Origin of the sequence: secondary endosymbiont of Heteropsylla cubana, from assembly GCF_000287355.1 — a bacterium.
Taxonomy (GTDB): Bacteria; Pseudomonadota; Gammaproteobacteria; order Enterobacterales; family Enterobacteriaceae.
Map to the genome: position 1 here is coordinate 340,741 of NC_018420.1, position 21,535 is coordinate 362,275.

8 protein-coding genes are annotated in these 21,535 nt (G+C 27.8%); 5 read left to right on the forward strand and 3 right to left on the reverse strand.

What is annotated here, in order from left to right:
- Positions 1–1,165: 1,165 nt before the first annotated feature.
- Positions 1,166–1,819 carry a 3,4-dihydroxy-2-butanone-4-phosphate synthase gene (gene ribB / locus A35E_RS00850; RefSeq protein ID WP_014888785.1) on the reverse strand — a complete coding sequence of 218 codons (654 nt, stop codon included), beginning with the start codon at positions 1,817–1,819 and terminating at the stop codon, positions 1,166–1,168.
- Positions 1,820–4,322: 2,503 nt separating this feature from the next.
- On the opposite strand from ribB, the gene pgi reads away from it, so the two are divergent.
- The 4 genes from pgi (at position 4,323) to guaA (ending at position 13,789) form a co-directional block, all read left to right on the forward strand.
- Positions 4,323–5,969: a glucose-6-phosphate isomerase gene (gene pgi / locus A35E_RS00855; protein WP_014888786.1), complete on the forward strand. Its 1,647-nt coding sequence runs from the start codon at positions 4,323–4,325 to the stop codon at positions 5,967–5,969.
- 1,768 nt (positions 5,970–7,737) lie between these two features.
- Positions 7,738–9,630, forward strand: coding sequence for a molecular chaperone HtpG (gene htpG, locus A35E_RS00860; RefSeq protein ID WP_014888787.1), 1,893 nt, complete (start codon positions 7,738–7,740; stop codon positions 9,628–9,630).
- A gap of 283 nt (positions 9,631–9,913) precedes the next feature.
- The gene (gene adk, locus A35E_RS00865) at positions 9,914–10,558 is read left to right on the forward strand and encodes an adenylate kinase (protein WP_014888788.1); all 645 of its coding nucleotides are present in this window, start codon (positions 9,914–9,916) and stop codon (positions 10,556–10,558) included.
- 1,650 nt (positions 10,559–12,208) lie between these two features.
- Entirely contained in the window at positions 12,209–13,789 is a 1,581-nt protein-coding gene (guaA, locus tag A35E_RS00870; RefSeq protein ID WP_014888789.1) for a glutamine-hydrolyzing GMP synthase, read from the forward strand.
- Positions 13,790–14,123: 334 nt separating this feature from the next.
- Here guaA and rluC read toward each other — a convergent pair whose 3' ends face one another.
- Positions 14,124–15,074 carry a 23S rRNA pseudouridine(955/2504/2580) synthase RluC gene (gene rluC, locus A35E_RS00875; RefSeq protein ID WP_014888790.1) on the reverse strand — a complete coding sequence of 317 codons (951 nt, stop codon included), beginning with the start codon at positions 15,072–15,074 and terminating at the stop codon, positions 14,124–14,126.
- A gap of 594 nt (positions 15,075–15,668) precedes the next feature.
- Positions 15,669–17,390 (reverse strand): proline--tRNA ligase, encoded by a 1,722-nt coding sequence (locus tag A35E_RS00880; protein WP_014888791.1) that lies wholly within the window; start codon positions 17,388–17,390, stop codon positions 15,669–15,671.
- Between the two features lie 1,492 nt (positions 17,391–18,882).
- On the opposite strand from A35E_RS00880, the gene prfC reads away from it, so the two are divergent.
- Positions 18,883–20,487 carry a peptide chain release factor 3 gene (prfC, locus tag A35E_RS00885; RefSeq protein WP_014888792.1) on the forward strand — a complete coding sequence of 535 codons (1,605 nt, stop codon included), beginning with the start codon at positions 18,883–18,885 and terminating at the stop codon, positions 20,485–20,487.
- Positions 20,488–21,535: the final 1,048 nt, after the last annotated feature.

Sequence of the window (21,535 nt, forward strand, 5' to 3'; positions counted from 1 at the left end):
TCATATAAATGCAACAGGAGTAAATGAAAATTCTATTTTTGTTAAAATAAAGATATTTTATATAGGGTTTTACGATACTATATATTCTGTAGAATATTTTATAAAGTGTTGTCTGAGATCTTTTGATTAAGAGTTAATTAGGGGACTATTTACAATATAATGTTTAAAATGTAAATAATAATATTATGGAGCAATTAAGAATATGATTGTTAATAAAATTATTATAATATATTTAGTATTAAAATTACACCTATATCATTGTTAACTTAAGTATATCTTAAAATTTTTTAAATCTATTCGAATGATTATATATTTTTATCTAGTAACTAGGATGTTAAAAAAAATAATTTTAATAAATAGATTTTATTGTAAATTGTTCTATATTTACGTTTTTAATAAAAAAACAAAATATTAATTATTACTAATTGTATAGTATATATGTTAAAATCCGTTTATAAATAAAAACGATTATTAAGGTATTAAATTTAATCATTGAACATTTCTTTTCTTAAAAGAAAGATTTTGCGGTATAAATACATGCATATTAATTATTTTAGAGCATCTATTTTTTAGATAACTTGATAATAATAAATCTAGCGTTAGAAGACATTTTGCTGTCTGATATTTTATCGATTTGAAATAAATTGTTTATAGAAAATAAACAAAGTTATTTTTATGTTTAGTGCTGTATTGTTACACGTTAATAATTAACGAAGATTAATGTAGAAGAAATAATTCTTAATATTCTTAAAAAATATGACTTTATCATTAAAAAATGTGTACAACATGTTAATTTTACATAATGTTAATAATGATGTCTTGTTATTTTAACACATCTAAAATTTGGTTAGAAGTTCATTTCTAAGTCAATACACTTTATACTGATTTTTTTACTACACTCTAGATAATTAAATTTATTCTTATATTATACAGTGTTAAGATCTTACTTTAGCGTTTTGTTTATGAAAGTGTTTTCTTGCTAACTAAACACCTGATTAAGTGATTGCAGTGTTGTCGTCATATAAAAACTGTATTATGTTATGGGTTTTATCCAGTTATTTAATTCCTGGTTAGATGAAGTAAATAACTGGTGTTGTTTTAAAAAACGATTTAGATTGCTTGGTTAGTGATGCACATAAATTACTATTTCTGTTATATAGACAACTTACTTTACTTTATTTATTAAATTTCGACGATAGCTTATCAGGTCTTGCACAGTCAATACTGACATATTGTGTTGTTGACCAAAAATAACAATCTCTGGCGCACGCATCATGGAGCCATCTTCATTCATTAGTTCACACAGTACTCCGGCTGGTTTTAATTTTGCAAGACTTGTCAAGTCTATTGCTGATTCAGTATGGCCGCCACGTGTTAACACACCCCCTGGTTGAGCACGCAATGGAAATACATGTCCAGGTCGGTTTAAATCGCTCGGTTTGGCGTTATCGTTAATAGCTGCACGGATTGTAGTTAAACGATCCATAGCGGATACACCGGTGGTAACTCCTTTAGCTGCTTCGATTGTGACGGTGAAGGCAGTTTTATACTGACTGTTATTATGTTCCACCATCATCGGTAGCTCTAGTTTCTTGCAATATTGCTCTGTTAAGCATAGGCATACAATGCCACTCCCGTAACGAATAGTCATTGCCATTTGTTTTACTGTCATCGTTTGTGCGGCAAATATGATATCGCCTTCATTTTCACGATCTTCATCATCTAAGACTAAGACTCCCATACCATTTCTAAGTGCATCTAAAGCATTTTCAACGCGTTGAAATGGAGAACCAAAATCAGAAAGAAGCGTCTGATACATAGTCGATAAAACCTCATAATATTTATAGATAATAGCGTTATTGTATATTTTTTAATATTACATAGTTCTTTTTTCATTTTTAAGAGTAAAGAGCTCGTTAATTTAAAAAAAATTCAAAAAAAATAGGTTTATCACATACAAGTATTAAATGCTGTGAGCTGTTTGAACAAAGTATAGTATGATGACTTACTTATTTATAAAAATATTTATAGTTATGTAACTGATTTGATTAACTTGATTATGTTTTATTCTAGATATCTAGAGGTTTTATAGTAGAGATGTTAATTATTTTAAAGAATTCTTTTCGTTCTATATTTAATAGTATTTCTACTAGATTAAAGACGTTTAAGAAAATCATTATTTCTTTTTTTTTAAATGTAAAATAGTTTTTTTAAAAATAAAGATATATATTGCATATGTTTTTAGTTGTTTGCGTAGATTTGCAAATATCTATCTCAAGAATAATTAAGTTGGAGATAATAAAATTATCTCAATTACGTTAATTAGAAAAGTTTTTGTGTTTATGTGCACTTTAAAAAAATTTTAACTTATACAAGTGTTTTTTTTAATTAACTATTTACGGAATCGTAGGACACGATCATATAAATATACCAATTCACTCTTATTAAGTTGAAAATGTTTTTATAATTAACAATTATTAGAATAATTAAAATTTTTAACGACTTAGTTTTCTTTAAAAATACTTAATATAATAAAAAAAATACTGTAATTGTTAGTAGTTAAGATGCTTTAAAGTTTACGTGTAATTTTCCGTGTAATTAGGTGAAGTTTTTTATAAAATCTAATCACACTGATAATTATTTATTAAATTATATAATAATCCAATCTTTAACAATATTTAAGTACTATTTGTGCTTAAAAGAAACCTCTTCAGCATAAGTCAATTAAGTTAAGTGAAAGAATTTTACTAACCTGTATGGTGTCTATGACTAATTAATAAACCCTTAAGTATAAATTGCTATTAATTATGCTTTTTGCATTGATTTAGGATTTGCGATATAATTTAGATAAAATAGGGTTTGGTTGATTTCGCTGATACTACGTTAGGACTAGGAGTTTTTAATGAGAAAAAATAATTTTATGAAAGTATATTTCTTTTATTTATGATTTTATTGCCAATATAGTATTTTTATTATCTTAAATTAATAACCATATTAAAGATGAATTGTTGTATTAAGATAACATCGAAGATGAATGAATAGTTTTACTTTTTTGTTTATATAGTAGTTTGTTGTAGTGTGAGTTAGTTAAGTAACTCTTAACTTAAGTTGATAAAAGCTTTAAATGTAAATGAATCATTGCAATATTTTACAATTTTAAATTTTAAATTTAAGATTTTTTTAAAAGAGTTTTAAAGTTTTTTAGTTTATAATATTACTGTTATTTTAGTATTTACTCACTGAGTATAAGAATGTAATAGAAAATTTATCCAATGCTTGACAAGCAATCAAGCGCTGTCTTTCGATTAAAAAGACAGCGAGGATTTTCATTTCTATAATATTTATAATAATTAAAGACATGTGAAATGTTATAAGGGAAGGCTTTATAATTTAAATAGTGTTTTATTAAATTTATAAAGATACATATTGTATCTTTAGGAAAATCTTGAAAAGATCTATTGAATATTTTGTTACGTTTGTTTAGAGCTGATTTTTATTTATCATGAAATTTATATTGTTGAGGTAATAAAAAAGTTTTAAAATAAATATGTATTTTTTAGTTAAACTTTACATTTGTCTGCATGATAGGTATCTTACTTAAGATTCACGATTTTTTTAGTGTGAATTAGTATATTATTATTTTTGATTTCTTTCATACATATAAGCGCTAAAAAAATAATACTGGCTACATCTTGATGATGTTAAGAGATTCTATTAGAAGATAATAAAAATATATTCACTGTGATTTTAGAAAAACAATTTTTATTAGAATTTATATAGAGTGTTTTAGTGAGTGAAAGTATACGAATAATCAATTATGCATATATTAGTTTTGAAGTAGTTAAAATTTATATGAAACAAGAATGATATGAAATCATTTACATATAAATGTCTATAGACATATAAGTACTTTAAAGATTAAGCGTAACAAATTTATTAGGATATAGTAGAAAAATATCTCGTTTTGTTGAAATTAATTTTATCAGTAAGGTTAGAGGTTTGATGATTATCTTTAATTTTAACAAAATGTATTCATAACTTCAAAAATATTTATTCAATTTACACACCACATAAAGATCAATTTTTATTATTTTAATATTAAGTGATTGCATAAGTAAATACTTAGGTAGTGTAGTATAGATAGTAAAGATTAATATCTCGAATTAATTATATTAGATTTGTTAGGAGGTTATACATTAATGTTGATGTTGATTTTCTTATATTTGGTGTAGATGTAAATACAAAAATATCCATTGCTCCTTGAGTGATAAAAGAATTCAAATGTTTTAGAAAATGTAATTATCCACACTAAGAGTTATGTCATGAAGAACATAGATCCTACTCAGACTTCAGCCTGGAAGGCATTAGAAAAACATTTTCTTGTGATGAAAGATGTAAAAATAAGCGATTTATTTTTAAAAGAACGTGAGCGTTTTTCCTTATTTTCAACCACCTTTAATGATGAAATTCTAATAGATTACTCAAAAAACCGTATCAGCACAAAAACATTGGTCCTTCTTATTACATTAGCAACAGAATGTGGTGTTAAGGAAGCTATAACATCTATGTTTAGTGGTGAAAAAATTAATCGTACGGAAAATCGCGCTGTTTTGCATACAGCACTACGAAATCGAAAAAATAATCCGATTAATTTAGATGGCAAAAACATTATGCTGCAGATTAATCTAGTATTAGATAAAATGAAATCATTCTGCAATCAGATAATCAATGGTGAGTGGAAGGGGTATAGTGGGCATGCTATTACTGATGTCGTTAATATCGGAATTGGAGGATCTGATCTTGGACCATATATGATTACAGAAGCATTATTTCCTTATAAAAATCATCTGAAAATGCACTATGTATCAAATGTGGATGGAACTCATATTTCTAACACCATGAAAGGCCTAAATCCCGCTACTACTTTGTTTTTAATTGCATCGAAAACTTTTTCCACTCAGGAAACAATGACTAATGCACATAGTGCCCGGGATTGGTTTTTAGAAAAAGCTTTAGATGAAAAATATATTGCACGTCATTTTATCGCTTTATCTATGAATACTGAAGCAGTAGAGCGGTTTGGGATAGATAAAAACAATATGTTTGAGTTTTGGGATTGGGTTGGAGGTCGATATTCTTTATGGTCTGCTGTTGGGTTGTCTATTGCTCTATCGTGCGGTTTTGATCATTTTGAGGAACTACTTAGTGGCGCACATGCTATGGATAACCATTTTATTTCAATGCCAATGGATAAGAATATACCTGTATTGATGGCGCTAATTGGCATTTGGTATAATAATTTTTTTGGTATGGAAACTGAAGCAATTATACCTTATGATCAATCTATGCATCGTTTTTCTGCATATTTTCAACAAGGTAATATGGAATCAAATGGAAAATCTATAAATCGTTCGGGGAACTCAGTAATGTATCAAACTGGACCCATTGTTTGGGGGGAACCAGGAACTAATAGTCAGCATGCTTTTTTTCAATTACTTCATCAAGGTACCAAAATTGTTCCCTGTGATTTTATTGCGTCTGCTATTAGTCATAATTCTATTGGAGATCATCACCTTAAATTACTTTCCAATTTTTTCGCTCAGACAAAAGCATTAGCATTCGGTAATCTACATCAAAGCATGAATCAGCAATGTAGCTTAAATGAAAAAAATAAAGATTTAGTGCAGCATGTTGTGCCTTTTAAAGTTTTCCAGGGAAATCGTCCTACTAATTCAATTTTAATACGAAAGCTTACTCCGTACACTCTAGGTGCACTTGTTGCATTATATGAACACAAAATTTTTGTTCAGGGTGTAATACTTAACATTTACACCTTCGATCAGTGGGGGGTTGAGTTAGGCAAAAAACTTGCAAATCAAATCCTTCCTGAACTAAAGAGTGAATATTTAACTGATGCTCATGATAGTTCGACAAATGGTCTTATCAATTGTTATAAATCCTGGCGTTAGTGATTTTTTTTAAAAAATTTTAATTATTTGATTTTAATGAAATTATTGTTCAATTAATCAAAAAAAGTATAAAGATTTTAATAAATAAAGATTAAATATTTTTTCTTGAAGATTTTGAGGTACCTTTCGGTCATGTGAATGATATAAAAATTTTAATAAAATTATTTAATGTTATTATTTTATGAATGAGCTTTGTATCTTTTCTTAATTTTAATAAGCAGTCGATATAAGTGTCGTGATGAATTTGCTGTGATGCTGTAAAAATCAAAAAAAATATTTTAAAGATCAATGAAAGTTAGGTTACCAAGCTAGAAGCTTAATTAGATTATTAATTAATATATTTGGATTTAGTCTGATCTTTTCGGGTTTTTATTCTATAATAATCTATATTGTAAAGTAATATTATTAAGAGTGTTCGCAAACATAGAGTTGATTTTATCAGAATAGCAATTTGATGTTTCAAATTTTTAGTTTATATAGAGCAATAGTTTTATAGTTAATTACAGGCGGAAATATGCGAATCCTTAAAATAGGTAAAGTTTTTCATAATTATCTAGATTGTAAAATTCTTATTAAGGATAAGATTAATCTAAGAAAATGTCTTTATTAGAAACGATAGTTAGATTAATGTTTAATTAAAAGATGGAAATATTTTAAAAAAATATCTCTAAATTATTATTTAAAATTTTATAATATTATTTATATAGAATAATAGCTTATTTTAAAGTTTTCTTGATTCGAAGTTAATGTGGAATAGTATTTTACTACGGAATAAATCAATTCTTAGCGTCAGCTAGATAATCTCATTAGAGATTGCAATTTATAAAATACTTATTTTAATGCCGATCTGTAATTAATATTTACGACTAACGTTATTTTTTTAATCCGTATTTAGCGCATGAGGTTGATTCAAAAGTTTATCTAGAGTTTCTTGGTGATATTAATATCATTTTTTAAAAAAATATTGTCTATTTAAACATACAACATAGATGTCCATAATTCTTTTCAAAATCTACTGAAATCTTGATGAAATTAGCTTATTAAAGTAAAAACTTTAAAATTTAATAAATGCGTCAAAGTATAATAACCAGTAAATTCAAACGTGCAGTTTCATCGTTATTTGAGTGTATATAAGAGTTGTTTCTAATAGTATTTGTTTTAGTAATTTACTTTAATTTTTGGAATAAATATTAATTAGAGAATTAGGTGTATAAACTAAATTCGTATTAGTTAAAAGTAGTATATCTTAAAAATTAAAAAACCCTTAATTGTCCACTACAATCACTACATTTTAATAAAAGATAAATATTATTTATTTAAGAGATGATTATGAAAAATTAGTTCATATTAATAAAACTATTTAATTGATAGTTTAGTTTTGATTTAAATTATAAAAAAATATATTTAGATTTTTTAATGATGATTAATTCAGCTAATATCAAGATATTTTTAGTGTTATTTGTCAGTTTAATGGTAAAGTGTCTATAAAGATTTTTACGTTTTTTTTTAAATATTTTGATCTTGTTATTTAATGGATGTTTCAATTATAATTTTTAATAAAAAATATTGATATTCTTTCTTTCTATAGAAGTGAGCATTTGTCTACTTAAAGCTTGAATAATGCTCATATGTTTCATTCTACTTTATAGATTAGTTCAGTTTCTATATACTTTTTTTAAATTTTCGCTTAAAATATCCGTTATTCGAATTTTTCATTTATGGTTAAAATTGTTTATATCCAATCATTAAGTTTAGGTATAAAATTAGTATGAAAAGACAAGAAACTCGAGGATTTCAGTCAGAAGTGAAGGAAATACTTCATTTAATGATTCATTCGCTCTACTCCAAAAAAGACATTTTTCTTCGTGAGCTGATTTCTAATGCATCAGATGCAGCAGACAAGTTACGGTTCTGTGCTTTATCTCAACCCGATTTATATGAAGAAGACATTGAATTACATATAAGAATTTCTTGTGATCAAGAAAAACGTACTATCACTTTTAGTGATAATGGTATTGGTATGCGTCGTGAAGAAGTTATTGATAATTTAGGTACAATTGCTAAGTCTGGGACAAAGACATTTTTACAATCTTTACAGTCTGAACAGTTGAAAGATAATCAGTTTATAGGGCAGTTTGGTGTGGGTTTCTATTCAGCTTTTGTTGTTGCGGATCAGGTGACTGTTTGCACTCGTTATGCAGGCATGAAAGCGGAAGAAGGAGTATTCTGGCAATCTACTGGTGAAGGAGATTACACATTAGCAGATATCACTAAACAGAATCGTGGTACCGATATTGTTTTACACTTGCGAGAAGGTGAAGATGTTTTTTTAGACAGCTGTCGTCTTAAGAGTTTTATTGAAAAATATTCTGATTATATTGATTTACCAGTTGAAATGGAAATTCGGGGTAAACAATTAGAAGATAATCACGATGAGCAGATTATAACTTGGGAAAAAATCAATAAAGCGCAAGCGTTATGGACGCGAAGTAAAACTCAAATTAGTGATGATGAATACAAAGAATTCTATAAGCATTTTTCTCATGATATTACTGATCCCCTTATTTGGAGTCATAATCGCGTTGAAGGAAAACAAGAATATACGAGCCTACTTTATATTCCTAAGAAAGCGCCTTGGGACATGTGGAATCGTGAACGTAAATACGGTTTAAAACTTTATGTCCATCGTGTTTCGGTTATGGATGATGCTACACAATTTATGCCAAATTATCTAAGGTTTGTAAAGGGTATTATTGATTCTAATGATATTCCTCTGAATGTATCACGAGAAATGTTACAAGATAGTCGAATCACGAGGAATCTCAAGGGTTATTTAACTAAGCGTGTACTTTTAATGTTGGAAAGGTTAGCTAAAGATGACGCTCAGAAGTATCAATCTTTTTGGGTAGAGTTTGGTCTAGTATTAAAAGAAGGTCTTGGAGAAGATCCAACGAACGTTACAACGATAGCTAAACTAATCCGGTTTGCTTCAACTTACAACGATACTTCAGAACAAACCGTTTCGCTAGAAGAATATATTGGTCGAATGAGTATAGAACAAGAAAAAATTTATTTTATTAGTGCTGATAGTTATGCTGCTGCTAAAAGCAGTCCACACTTAGAGCTTTTTAATAAGAAGGGTATAGAAGTACTACTGCTTTCTGATCGTATAGATGAATGGATGATTAGCTATCTAACAGAGTTTAATGGTAAATTACTACAATCAGTCAGTAAATCAGATTCTTTTTTAGATAAACTGATTGATGCAAATAGTGATAAACAGAAAGAGACATGGAAAACTTTTGAACCTTTTGTTAATCGAGTAAAACATTATCTTGGAGATAGAGTTAAAGAAGTAAGAGTGACGCATCGTCTTATAGAGGCACCCGTTGTTGTTACGACTGGATCTGATGATATGACGACTCAAATGGCTAAAATATTTACTGCTGCTGGTCAGGCTGCTCCAGATATTAAATATGTTTTTGAACTTAATCCGGAACATCCGATAATTAAGCGTGTTATGAACATTATTGATAATCACGATTTTAATGATTGGGTGGAGTTGTTATTAGATCAGGCATTATTAGCGGAACGGGGATCTCTCAACAACCCTCATCAATTTATTCGACGTGTTAATCATCTACTAAACAGATTAAGTTAAAATTTTATTTGATATTTCATTAAAGAAAATTTTTTATTTTATTTTGTCTTCATAATACTATATCGTCCTCCTGGACGCAGGAGAGAAGATATTTGCTCAATCAGATCAAAACACTATTATACGTTTGTATAGATTTCTTTTTAGAAAGAAGTTATAATAACTAGTGTTATATTGTTTATTTGATATTTAATAAAGTGTAGTCAAGGTAGCTTAGAGCATTAAATTTGGTCATAGCTTTGATTTTTTTTAGATAATAAAATATTAATATATGTAGGTTAATGCAATGCGTATTATGTTACTAGGTCCTCCTGGAGCTGGAAAAGGCACTCAAGCGCAATTTATCATGAAGAAATATAATATTTCACATATTTCTACTGGAGACATGCTTCGTCTAGCGGTATACGGACAGTCTAAAATTGATCAGCAGATTAAAAAATTAATTGATAATGGTACATTAATAAATGATGATCTTGTTATTGCGTTAGTGAATAATCGCATTAAACAAAACGACTGTCGGAATAGTTTTTTATTAGATGGTTTCCCTAGAACTTTGCGTCAAGTTAATGCAATGAAAGAAGAGGGAATTATGGTAGATTATGTTCTGGAGTTAGCTATACCTGACGATTTAATTATTCAGCGTATTGTTGGTCGACAAATTGATAATCTTTCAGGACGAGTTTATCACGCTCAGTTTCACCCGCCTAAGAAAGAAGGGAAAGATGATATCACGGGGAAACCCTTAAGTATGCGAAGAGATGATCGGGAAGATACGATAAAGAATCGCTTGTTAGAGTATCGTCAACAGACGATACCAGTTATAGAATATTACCGTAAAGAAGGCTATGCTGGTCATCTTCAATATATCAAAATTGATGGTACTCAATCTGTCAAAGATATTAGTACTGAATTATCTCAAATCTTTAATTGATTTGGTGAGTTTTAAAATTATATTGAACGTTTTATTTTTTTTTGATCTTGAATTTAATTTAAGTTAAATATACTTCTTTTCTAGAATCTTATTCTATTATATTTATAGTTTGTTTGGTAATCATTAATTTATTTGTATAATTCTATGATAAGTTATTTTTAACAAGAAACTAAATAAGCAGATTTTCTTGATTATAGATAAAGCATTGTTGCGATATTACTTAAATCTTTTAAAGTAAGAAGTATTCGAATAATTTTAAATAAAACTTGTTAGCAAAAATCGTTGGTAAAAAATTATTATTGCATCTTTACATGATGAGCGATATTTATAAAATAATTAATTATTTCTTTTTGGAAAAATACGAACTAAATGCTTTTTTTATGAAAAGTCAGTGTTTTTTTTATTGCTATTTTTACTTAGATATTCTTTTTTATGAATGAAATTGTAAACAAAAAAATCTTTTATTCAGAATTAAAATAAATAAGACCTACGGCAGAATGTTGTATATTTGTGTTAATTATATAAAACTAATATATTTAATTATTATCTAATTTGTTTATAAAATCTCCCTAACTAAATTTTAGTTGGATAATAAAAAAGATATTTATTTTAATACAGCGCTCGTTTTCTGATCTTTTTGGAAAAGAGCAATAATTGTCTAGATTTTGAATGTTAAAAAAATATTCATGATGATAATTATCTATTTAAAAAATAAGATTTCTTAAAAAGAATAAAAAAAGTTTTCAACTTATATTATTATTTTACCTAAATATATTTTTTATTATTTTTTTTCTTAAAATATTTCTTTATTTTTTTTAAAATATTTGTCTTGCGTATTTTTATTATCAATAATATTTATTATATTCGATATCTTTAATATAAAAATAAAAACAGTATATTAATGTATTTGTTTAGAGTAAATAGTAAAATTGATTTTTTATACACATTTTGATTGTAATAAATTCTATAACTTTGTTACATAGTTAATGATGTTTTTAATATCACATTCTGTTCAATGGTGCAGAGAGTAATTTTATTTTCACATGATCGGGTCATTAACTTTTTTAATAAAAAATGTTATTATTTTTTTACAATTAAAACTAGAGATTAATAACTCATTTAAATTTAAATAATATTAAATGAAAAAAAGTAACACTAAATGTAATAAGAAAACATAATCATTATTATAAAGTCATAAGCATGTTTTAGATAGGGTTTAATTTTGCCCCTAATCTTAAATTTACAAAATCTCTTATGTAAATTATTAGTAATATTTGAAATAATTTTATCAATAAAATTACAATCAGTAGAGTTAATAATTTTCATAAAAAAATTTTTTTATTAATATTCCTCAGTTATAGATCGTTGTTTTTTTATTTATTTTTTATTAGGTGGAGATTAAAATTTTGCATAACCATGCTATACAGCAACAAAGTTTTAATTAGTGGTGAAGAAATTAATATAATAATATTTTTCAAAAATTTACGGTTTTTTGATTTTTAGCAAATAGACATGTATGTTAGGTACTTATTAAATATTATTTTCAATAAAACTAGTTACGATAATTTATTCAAAGAATAACAATAAAATTATTTTTTTTATAATTATGTTTTATAAATTTAAAAAAAATATGAGGAATAAGTGTAATCAATGACGGGCAAGCTCCCTAAAGATCGTATTCTTATTTTAGATTTCGGTTCGCAATATACTCAATTAGTAGCTCGTCGTATCCGCGAATTAGGCGTCTATTGTGAACTTTGGAGATGGGATGTTATTGAAACTCATATACTCAAATTTAATCCAAGCGGAATTATTCTTTCTGGAGGACCAGAAAGCACTACTCGAAAAGATAGTCCACGTGCTCCAGATTGTGTTTTTCAAGCAGGTGTTCCTGTTCTGGGTATTTGCTACGGCATGCAAACAATGGCAATACAACTGGGCGGAGAAGTTCAAGTTTCAACTAAGAGAGAGTTTGGTTACGCTAAAGTAGAAGTACTTCAGAATAGTAGCTTGTTGTTACACGACATTCAAGATGAGTATAGTAGTGATGGAATGCCAGTATTAGATGTATGGATGAGCCATGGAGATAACATTACTAGTATTCCTTTAGGTTTCATTAATATTGCTAAGACGGAAAGTTGTCCTTTCACAGTTATAGAAAATGAAGAAAAACGCTTTTATGGAGTTCAATTTCATCCAGAAGTTACTCATACCCGCCAAGGACAGCGTATACTAGAGCGTTTTGTCTTTCATATTTGCGAATGTGTTTCAATATGGACTCCAACTAATATCATTAAAAATGCTATGGATTCTATCCAAGAAACAATTAAAAATGATCACGTGATTCTTGGTTTGTCAGGAGGTGTGGATTCTTTAGTTTCTGCCGTTCTTTTACAGCGAGCTATTGGTTCAAGATTAATCTGTGTATTTGTTGATAATGGGTTGTTACGTTTAAACGAAGGAAGACAAATCATGGACATGTTTAAGAGTTTTTTCAAATTAAACATTGTCTATGTGCTAGCAGAAGATCAATTTCTTTCTGCACTATCTGGTATTAAAGATCCAGAGAAAAAACGGAAAACAATTGGTCGAGTGTTCGTCGACGTGTTTAACAAACAAGTTCTTAAATTTTCCAATGTAAAGTGGTTAGCACAAGGCACTATTTACACAGATATTATTGAGTCTGCTAAAACCGGTATAGGTGCATCCCATGTAATAAAGTCTTACCATAATGTTGGTGGTCTACCAAAAAAAATGAAATTAGGATTAGTGGAACCATTAAAATCTTTATTTAAAGATGAAGTGTATAAGATTGGTCTAGCATTAGGTTTGCCTTACGAAATTCTTAATCGTCATCCTTTTCCTGGTTCGGGGTTAGGGGTGCGAATATTAGGAGAGGTAAAGAAAGAGTACTGTGAATTGCTTCGCTATGCTGATGCAATTTTTATTGAAGAATTACATAAGGCAAATTTATATAACAAGCTTAGCCAAGCTTTTGCTGTGTTCTTACCTGTTCGTACTGTAGGTATAATGGGAGACACCCGAAAATATGAATGGGTTATTTCATTGCGTGCTATTCAAACTATTGATTTTATGACGGCTCATTGGGCGTGTTTACCTGATAAGTTTTTAAGGCAGGTTTCTACTCGTATTATTAATGAAATAAATGGAGTTTCTAGAGTTGTATATGATATTTCCAATAAACCTCCTGCTACTATAGAGTGGGAATAATGGCTCTACAAAAAAAATACTTAATTAATATAAAAATTAATTCTGTCAACGTTTCTTTGTTTTTTTTAATGAATAGAATTAAAACAAATATCGCTAATATTACCATTATTTAATCGATAATCTTCAAAAAATATAAATTTATCCAATAAAATGTTTTTTTCTACAATGAGAGGTTTTTCTTTTAAATGATGAAATTTTATATAGATGAATATGTTGAAGTATATTTGTATTAAATGCATTCTTTAAATATGGATTTAATTTCGATAATTTTTATTTTTACAAAAATTAAATAGACACTAGTAAATCATTGTTTTTTTATATTAACATGTATAATTTAGTTTTTTCGTAAATAGATGAGACATTGATGTAATGATGAGTCTAAAGGGGCTTCTATTCGGAATATTTCTCCGTTAGCAGGATGAAAAAAACTAATTGCAGCTGCATGTAAAAAAATTCGGTTTAAACCACAGTTTTTTAATGTTTTATTAAATGTGTCATCTCCATAGAGATTATCAAATGCAATTGGATGTCCACTATATTGCGTATGAAGACGAATCTGATGGGTACGTCCGGTTATTGGATGCACGCTTAGCAATGTTGCCGATGTAAATCGTTCTTTGATTTGAAAGTAAGTTTTTGCTTGCTTTCCTTCGTTATGTACCTGAACGATGTGCTTTCCATTGTAAAGTTTTTTCTTTAACAAAGGTGCTGAAATGGAGCGGAGCGTGTTGGGCCATTGACCCCGCACTAATGCAACATAATCTTTTTTCATTTCCTTGTCACGTAGCTGTTTATGTAATAAATGTAGTGCAGATCTTTTTTTAGCTATCAATAATACTCCCGAGGTGTCTTTGTCTAGGCGGTGAACCAATTCTAAAAAATTAGTGTGAGGTCGTAATGTGCGTAATCCTTCAATGACTCCAAAATGAAGACCACTCCCTCCATGAACAGCAATTCCTGTTAATTTGTTTAAAATGAGAATATAGTCGTCTTCGTAAATTACTGAATTATTTAATGCAGAAATTTTGTTCAGTTTGACAGAAAACGGTATTTTTTTTTCATGAGAATACCTGAGTGGAGGAATACGTACTTTATCAAATGTTTGAATTTTATATTCCGCTTTTACTCGTTTTTTATTAACCCGAATTTCACCTGTACGCAAGATGCGATAAATCATGCTTTTTGGTACACCTTTAAACTTTCTACATAAAAAATTATCAATTCGTTGACCAGATTCATCTTTAGATATATTTATAAATTGTATATTAAATTTACCAGGCTGCATAAATAAATGTTAGCATGTTTTATGTAAACAAATTAATTATTATATGTATTTGTTTTACGTATTAAATAATAGCATTATATTTAATTTTTATATCTTTTTGCAATAGCTATTAACATGTATACGATGTATATCGTGTTAATGAAAGTTTTTAAATAGGGCTAGATTAGCTCCGCGTTATTTTATTAATAGTGCCAGTTAAAAGATAATTTACTTTCTAAGTATATATTTATAATAGTTAATATTTTAAAAAAAACGGTTTGTTTTAGGAGGATTTATCGTCTAATAATAAATTTTATACAATTATTTATGTAAGAAATATTTTTCTTTAAACTTTTAATAATTTTACTACAGTGAAGATATTTTGATCAATAGGTAACTTTATTTTATACAGTAGTTGTCACATCAAAAGGGTTTTTTAACCCATATCTTATAGAACTATCAGAAAATTATTTTTACAATATTAAAAATAATGTTTATATATTTCGATAAATATGATTTTTTAAGAAAATAAATTATTTTATATGGTATAGAAAAAGTTATCTAAAATAGATAAAAGTTTTTATCTTATATGGTAATATGTTTAATAATATCTTATTAAGGTAAAGTTAATTCATTTGTTAAAAAATCAATTATAACATTTAGTTTAATGATAAGTTGTTCACCTGTTCTCCAGTTTCTATATTCTATATTTTTAACATGTAAATTACGTTCACTAATTATTAGTTGGTAAGGTATACCAATAAGTTCCATATCAGAAAACATAACACCAGGGCGTTCTTTTCTATCATCTAATAGAACATCAATGCCGCGTAATTTCAAGTTTCGATACAGTGTTTCTGTGACTGTTTGAACATGTAAGGATTTATGCATATTGATGGGTAAAAGTACGACATTGAAAGGTGCTAAAGCATTTGGCCATAAAATGCCTCTTTTATCATGTTTTTGTTCAATAGTTGCGGCTATTAGCCGGGTGATTCCAATTCCGTAACATCCCATGGTTAGTATTTGGTTATAACCTTCTTTCCCTTGAATATTTGTTTTCATCGACTTTGAATATTTTGTACCCAATTGAAAAATATGGGCAACTTCAATGCCGTGTTTAATTTTTAATATACCTTTACCATCAGGACTAATATCACCATCAGTAACCTTTCGTATGTCAGCTCTTTGAGGCAACGGTACATCTCGAACCCAATTAACTCCAAAAAAATATTTACCTTCGATGTTAGCACCCGTAACAAAATCGTTTATAACAGCAACGCTGTGATCAATAACTATAGGCAATGACAAGTTAATTGGTCCAATAGCGTTTGATCCTACGCCCACTATTTTACGTATTTCTTCGTCGGTGGCAATAATTATCGGAACAGCGATGTGGGGCAGCTTTTCTGCTTTAAGGTGATTGAGTTTATGGTCACCCCGAATTACCAGTGCTACTAATGGATGATTTGCTTCTTTTGATGCATGAACAAGTATTATCTTAATGGTTTTTTCAATTGGAATAGAAAATTGAACTATTAATTCTTCAATAGTGCAGTTTGGGGAAACCTCGACTAATCTAATTTGTTCAGTAGGTGAGGGAATTTTAGTTCTAGATATTAACGGGGATGCAAGTGTAATATTGGAGGTGTAATTTGATTCTGTGGAATAGACGATCTCTTCTTCACCACTATCGCTTAATACCTGAAATTCATGTGATACTATTCCTCCAATCGTACCAGTATCCGCTTTTACCACAAGAAATTCCAACTCCATACGAGTAAAAATAGTTTTATAAACTTGACACATAAGGTCATATGTTTTTTGCAGAGAAGCCTCAGTAGTATGAAAAGAATAACCATCTTTCATTAAGAATTCTCGTGCTCGCATTACTCCGTAACGCGGGCGTAATTCGTCACGAAATTTAGTTTGGATTTGATAAAAATTTAGTGGTAGTTGTTTATAAGAGCGAACTTCATTACGAACAATATTAGTAATAACTTCTTCGTGTGTTGGACCCAAAACAAAGAGTCGTTTATTTCGATCTGAAAACCGAAGTAGTTCTGATCCATATTGTAATAATCGCTTACTTTCTTGCCAAAGATTGGCTGGTTGTACCATAGGCATAGATATTTCAATTGCCCCAACATTATTTACTTCTTCTCGTATAATATTTTCTGCTTTACGTAGTACACGTAAACCGGTAGGAAGCCATGTATAAAGACCAGAGGCTAATTTACGAATCATGCCAGCACGTAGCATCAGTTGATGACTAATCAGTTCTGCATCAGTTGGTGCTTCCTTAATGGTAAAGAGAAGGTATTGGCTAGTACGCATATTTTTACCTTTTATTAAAAACCATTTATTGTTTCTGCATGGTTTATATGAAAATATAATAATTGGTATAGCTAATCAAATCTCACGATGACTATGAGGGGCAAAGCATTTTATCTATAAATTTAAAAGATTTTACTAACGTAGTCTATAATGCGAATCTTGTTTTTCTTTGAATTTGTCTCATCTGCAAGTTTTTATGTATTTAGGATCTTAAAGATAATATGTATCTTTTATACAATTACTTTTTAAGTTAGAGATAGATTTTTATAAAAAAACAATAATTGGATTTTATTTTTATGATTAAAATAGTGAATAACTTTTTCTATATCAAGGTAATTCTTAGATGATAAACCTATTGTTAATAATTTGAATTTATGTTCAAAATAAAATATTTTATTATTAATATAATGTTGTTAAAATGGGAATTATTTTTAATTGTGCGATTTTAATAAATTTTTAATTTGATTCTATTAAACTAATAAATTATCATTTAATTATTGATTAGTTTTTTAGTAATTATTAATAGTTAAAACATTGAACAATATTTGTGTTATGTAAGACTTACATTATAAAATGTTTGACTTAAAAAAAAATTTTTTTAGAAATGTGACTTATTAATCTAATAAACAGATTGATTAAAATTATTAAAATACTTTTTTTCAAAAAAAGTAGTTATTTATAGTAATCAATCTTAAAATATTTGCAATTAATATCAGAAATATTTTTCTAGAGAAAGTTGAGAAGTTTTAAAAAATTAAGATTATAGAGAATTATAGTCTTTAAATTATGTGTTTTCTATAATTAATTATGTAATTAAATTGTATGATATTATTGTAATAATAATCATTTGTTTGAGCTGAAACAAATATTTAATCCCTAATTTTACTCTATATTAGAGTATCTGCTCTAAGAATACTTTACAAGAGTATTCAATAATCTATACAAATCCAATAGAGATATTGATCTTTTTAACACAAAAATAAATACAACCATTAAGATTTTTTAGGAAAAAAGATAAAAATAATAAGTAGAACAGTGTTTCCGGTATGATTTTATTTAATAAATGTTATATGTTAATGATAAGTTAACTATTACGAAATATAAGTTAATTTTTGTTGAAAACATGGTAAATTATTTAATTTTATTTATGAGGAAAATTTTATAAATGCTTTCGTTTTTTAATAGATAAACCTATTTTCTTAAAATGATACTTGTATGTTGAATGCAAAATGTTTTGTATAAAAAAATACAGTTATAATTATTTTTGTTTATCTTTCACACCATTATCACTTGATAATTAAACATTTTATTTTTAAGTTTAAGAAAAAATAAAAGAGATTTTAGTTTTTCACTCACTGAAGTTGGTATTATTTTATATCTTATGAACCTTAAGTTTTATAAGATATAAAATATCTAAATAAAAATTTATTAAAATCTAATTTATTGCGTCTATTAGTTTAGTTAATCGTGGACCCTGCCAAAGGAAGTGACCATGAAGAACGATGTATATCCCGCCGACAAGATTGCGGAACGACGTACCTTTGCAATTATTTCTCATCCAGATGCTGGTAAAACTACGATCACTGAGAAGGTGCTTTTATATGGTCGTGTAATTAAAACCGCTGCTATGGTTAAGAGTCGAGGTTTTATCCAACACACTAAATCTGATTGGATGGAAATTGAAAAGCAGAGAGGTATTTCTATTACTACGTCAGTAATGCAATTTCCTTATAAAAAAATGCTAATCAATCTTCTAGATACTCCTGGTCATGAAGATTTTTGTGAAGACACCTATCGCACTTTGACGGCAGTAGATTGTTGTCTGATGGTGATTGATTCAGCTAAAGGCGTGGAAGAGAGAACCCGTAAATTGATGCAAGTTACTTATTTACGTAAAACACCAATCTTGACTTTTATGAATAAAATAGATCGCGATATTCTCAATCCAATAGAACTGTTAGATGAAGCTGAAAATGAATTAAAGATTGCATGTGCTCCCATTACTTGGCCTATTGGTTGTGGAAAATTATTTAAGGGGATATATCATATATTAAAAGATGAAACCTATCTTTATCAGAGCGGTCGTGGAAATACTATTCAGGAAATGCAATTAGTAAGAGGGTTAGCAAATCCAATTTTAGATTTTATATTAGGTAGTGATGTAGCATGCCAATTGCGCGAAGATATTGCATTATTGAGGGGGGCTGCTCATTCATTTGATAAGAAAGATTTCTTGGCTGGGATCTTAACTCCAGTTTTTTTTGGTACTGCACTTGGTAATTTTGGTATAGATCATATTCTCAATTCTTTGCTTGAATGGGCTCCGCCTCCAACATCGCGACAGAGTAACGTGCGTATTGTAAGTGCTTTAGAAAACAAATTTACTGGTTTTGTATTTAAGATACAGGCTAATATGGATCCTCGTCATCGAGATCGAATAGCTTTTTTAAGAATCGTATCAGGTCGTTATAAGAAGAACATGAAATTACATCACGTAAGAACCGGTAAAGACATGATAATAACAGATGTTTTAACTTTTATGGCGGGGGATCGCTCTCACATACAAGAAGCTTACGCTGGTGATATTATTGGATTATATAATCATGGTACCATTCATATTGGTGATACTTTTACAGAAGGAGAACATTTAGACTTTATTGGTATTCCCCGCTTTGCACCAGAATTGTTTCGTCGAATTCGATTATCTGACCCTCTTAAACAAAAACAATTACTAAAGGGGTTAATACAATTATCAGAAGAGGGTGCAGTACAAATATTTCGGCCACTAGCTAATAATAATCTTATAGTGGGTGTAATTGGTGTTTTACAATTTGATGTAGTTATATCAAGATTACAAAATGAGTATAGTGTAGAAGCTATTTATGAAGAAATTAATATTTTTACTGCTCGTTGGATTAAATGTAAAGACGTAAAAATTTTAGAAGAATTTATACGAAAAAATGAAGCTAATTTAGCTCTTGATAGAGATAATAATTTATCTTATATTGCGCCTAGTATGGCAAATCTAAACTTAATTCAAGATCGGAATCCAGATGTTGAATTTTATAAAACTCGTGAATGCCAAGCTTGTCTGTGATTTTTTTTATTTAAACTAAGATGCAAGCATCTTTACAATGTATTTAATCATTACTTATATTGTCTGCGAGATTAATTCTATATAATGTCGATATGTTTTGTTTTTTAAACTATTTTCTCAATTATTTTTTTAGATATGCTAATCTAAATTGATTTTTTTTGAAATAACCATGTTTTCTTGAAAAAGTTGATATCAAAGGATGGCGTATATACAATATAGTTTCAGGATGTCTAATTTTTTAGTTATTTATGATTGGTATATTACATTTTAGATAAAAATTTTATTTAGATGATTAGTTTCTATACAGTTGTTAACTGTCTACTACTATGGTATTAGTAATAAGGTGCTAATGTTTTCTAGGTAGATTCGTTTCTTTCATAAGAATAAAAATTAATCGCGGTACAATAAATAACTATGTTTTTTTATTTTTTTTTGAATGATTTTGTTTTTATTGTAATTAATGTATTAATAACACCCAATTAAAGTCTTTATAAAAATTTTCATTAACATGTTAGCTATTTACAAGAATAGTTAATAGATATTTTCTTGTGATTATTTTTTCATGAACAGATAATGTTGATGGTTTAATTAATCCTAGATTTTAAGATAGTAAAACTTTTATCTTAAATTTTAGAAAAATAAATAACTTTATATTATTATTGACAACTAGTACTTTGATAGATTTAGATATATTCGAATTATTCGTTTAATAATTATTGTATCTACATGACTGTTATATTTTAGTTTTTGGACATACTATATTTACGATTTTTTTATCGTAAGATAAAACAACATTAAATAACGAAATTTTATTGGACTATTTTTAACTATGTAAATTGTGAGTTTACGATACTTTATGGGATATTACCCTTGGCTTTATAAAAAATAAATTTGTTTTCAGAAAAAAATCTTTTGCATCAATTCTTAAGTTTAAGATTTAATTATCGTTTATGATTGTATTTAATAGAATATTTTATCGATGTTTTTTATTTAAAAGTAAACTTATTTTTATTTTAAATAAAACTGTTTTTTTTGCGCAACTGATATT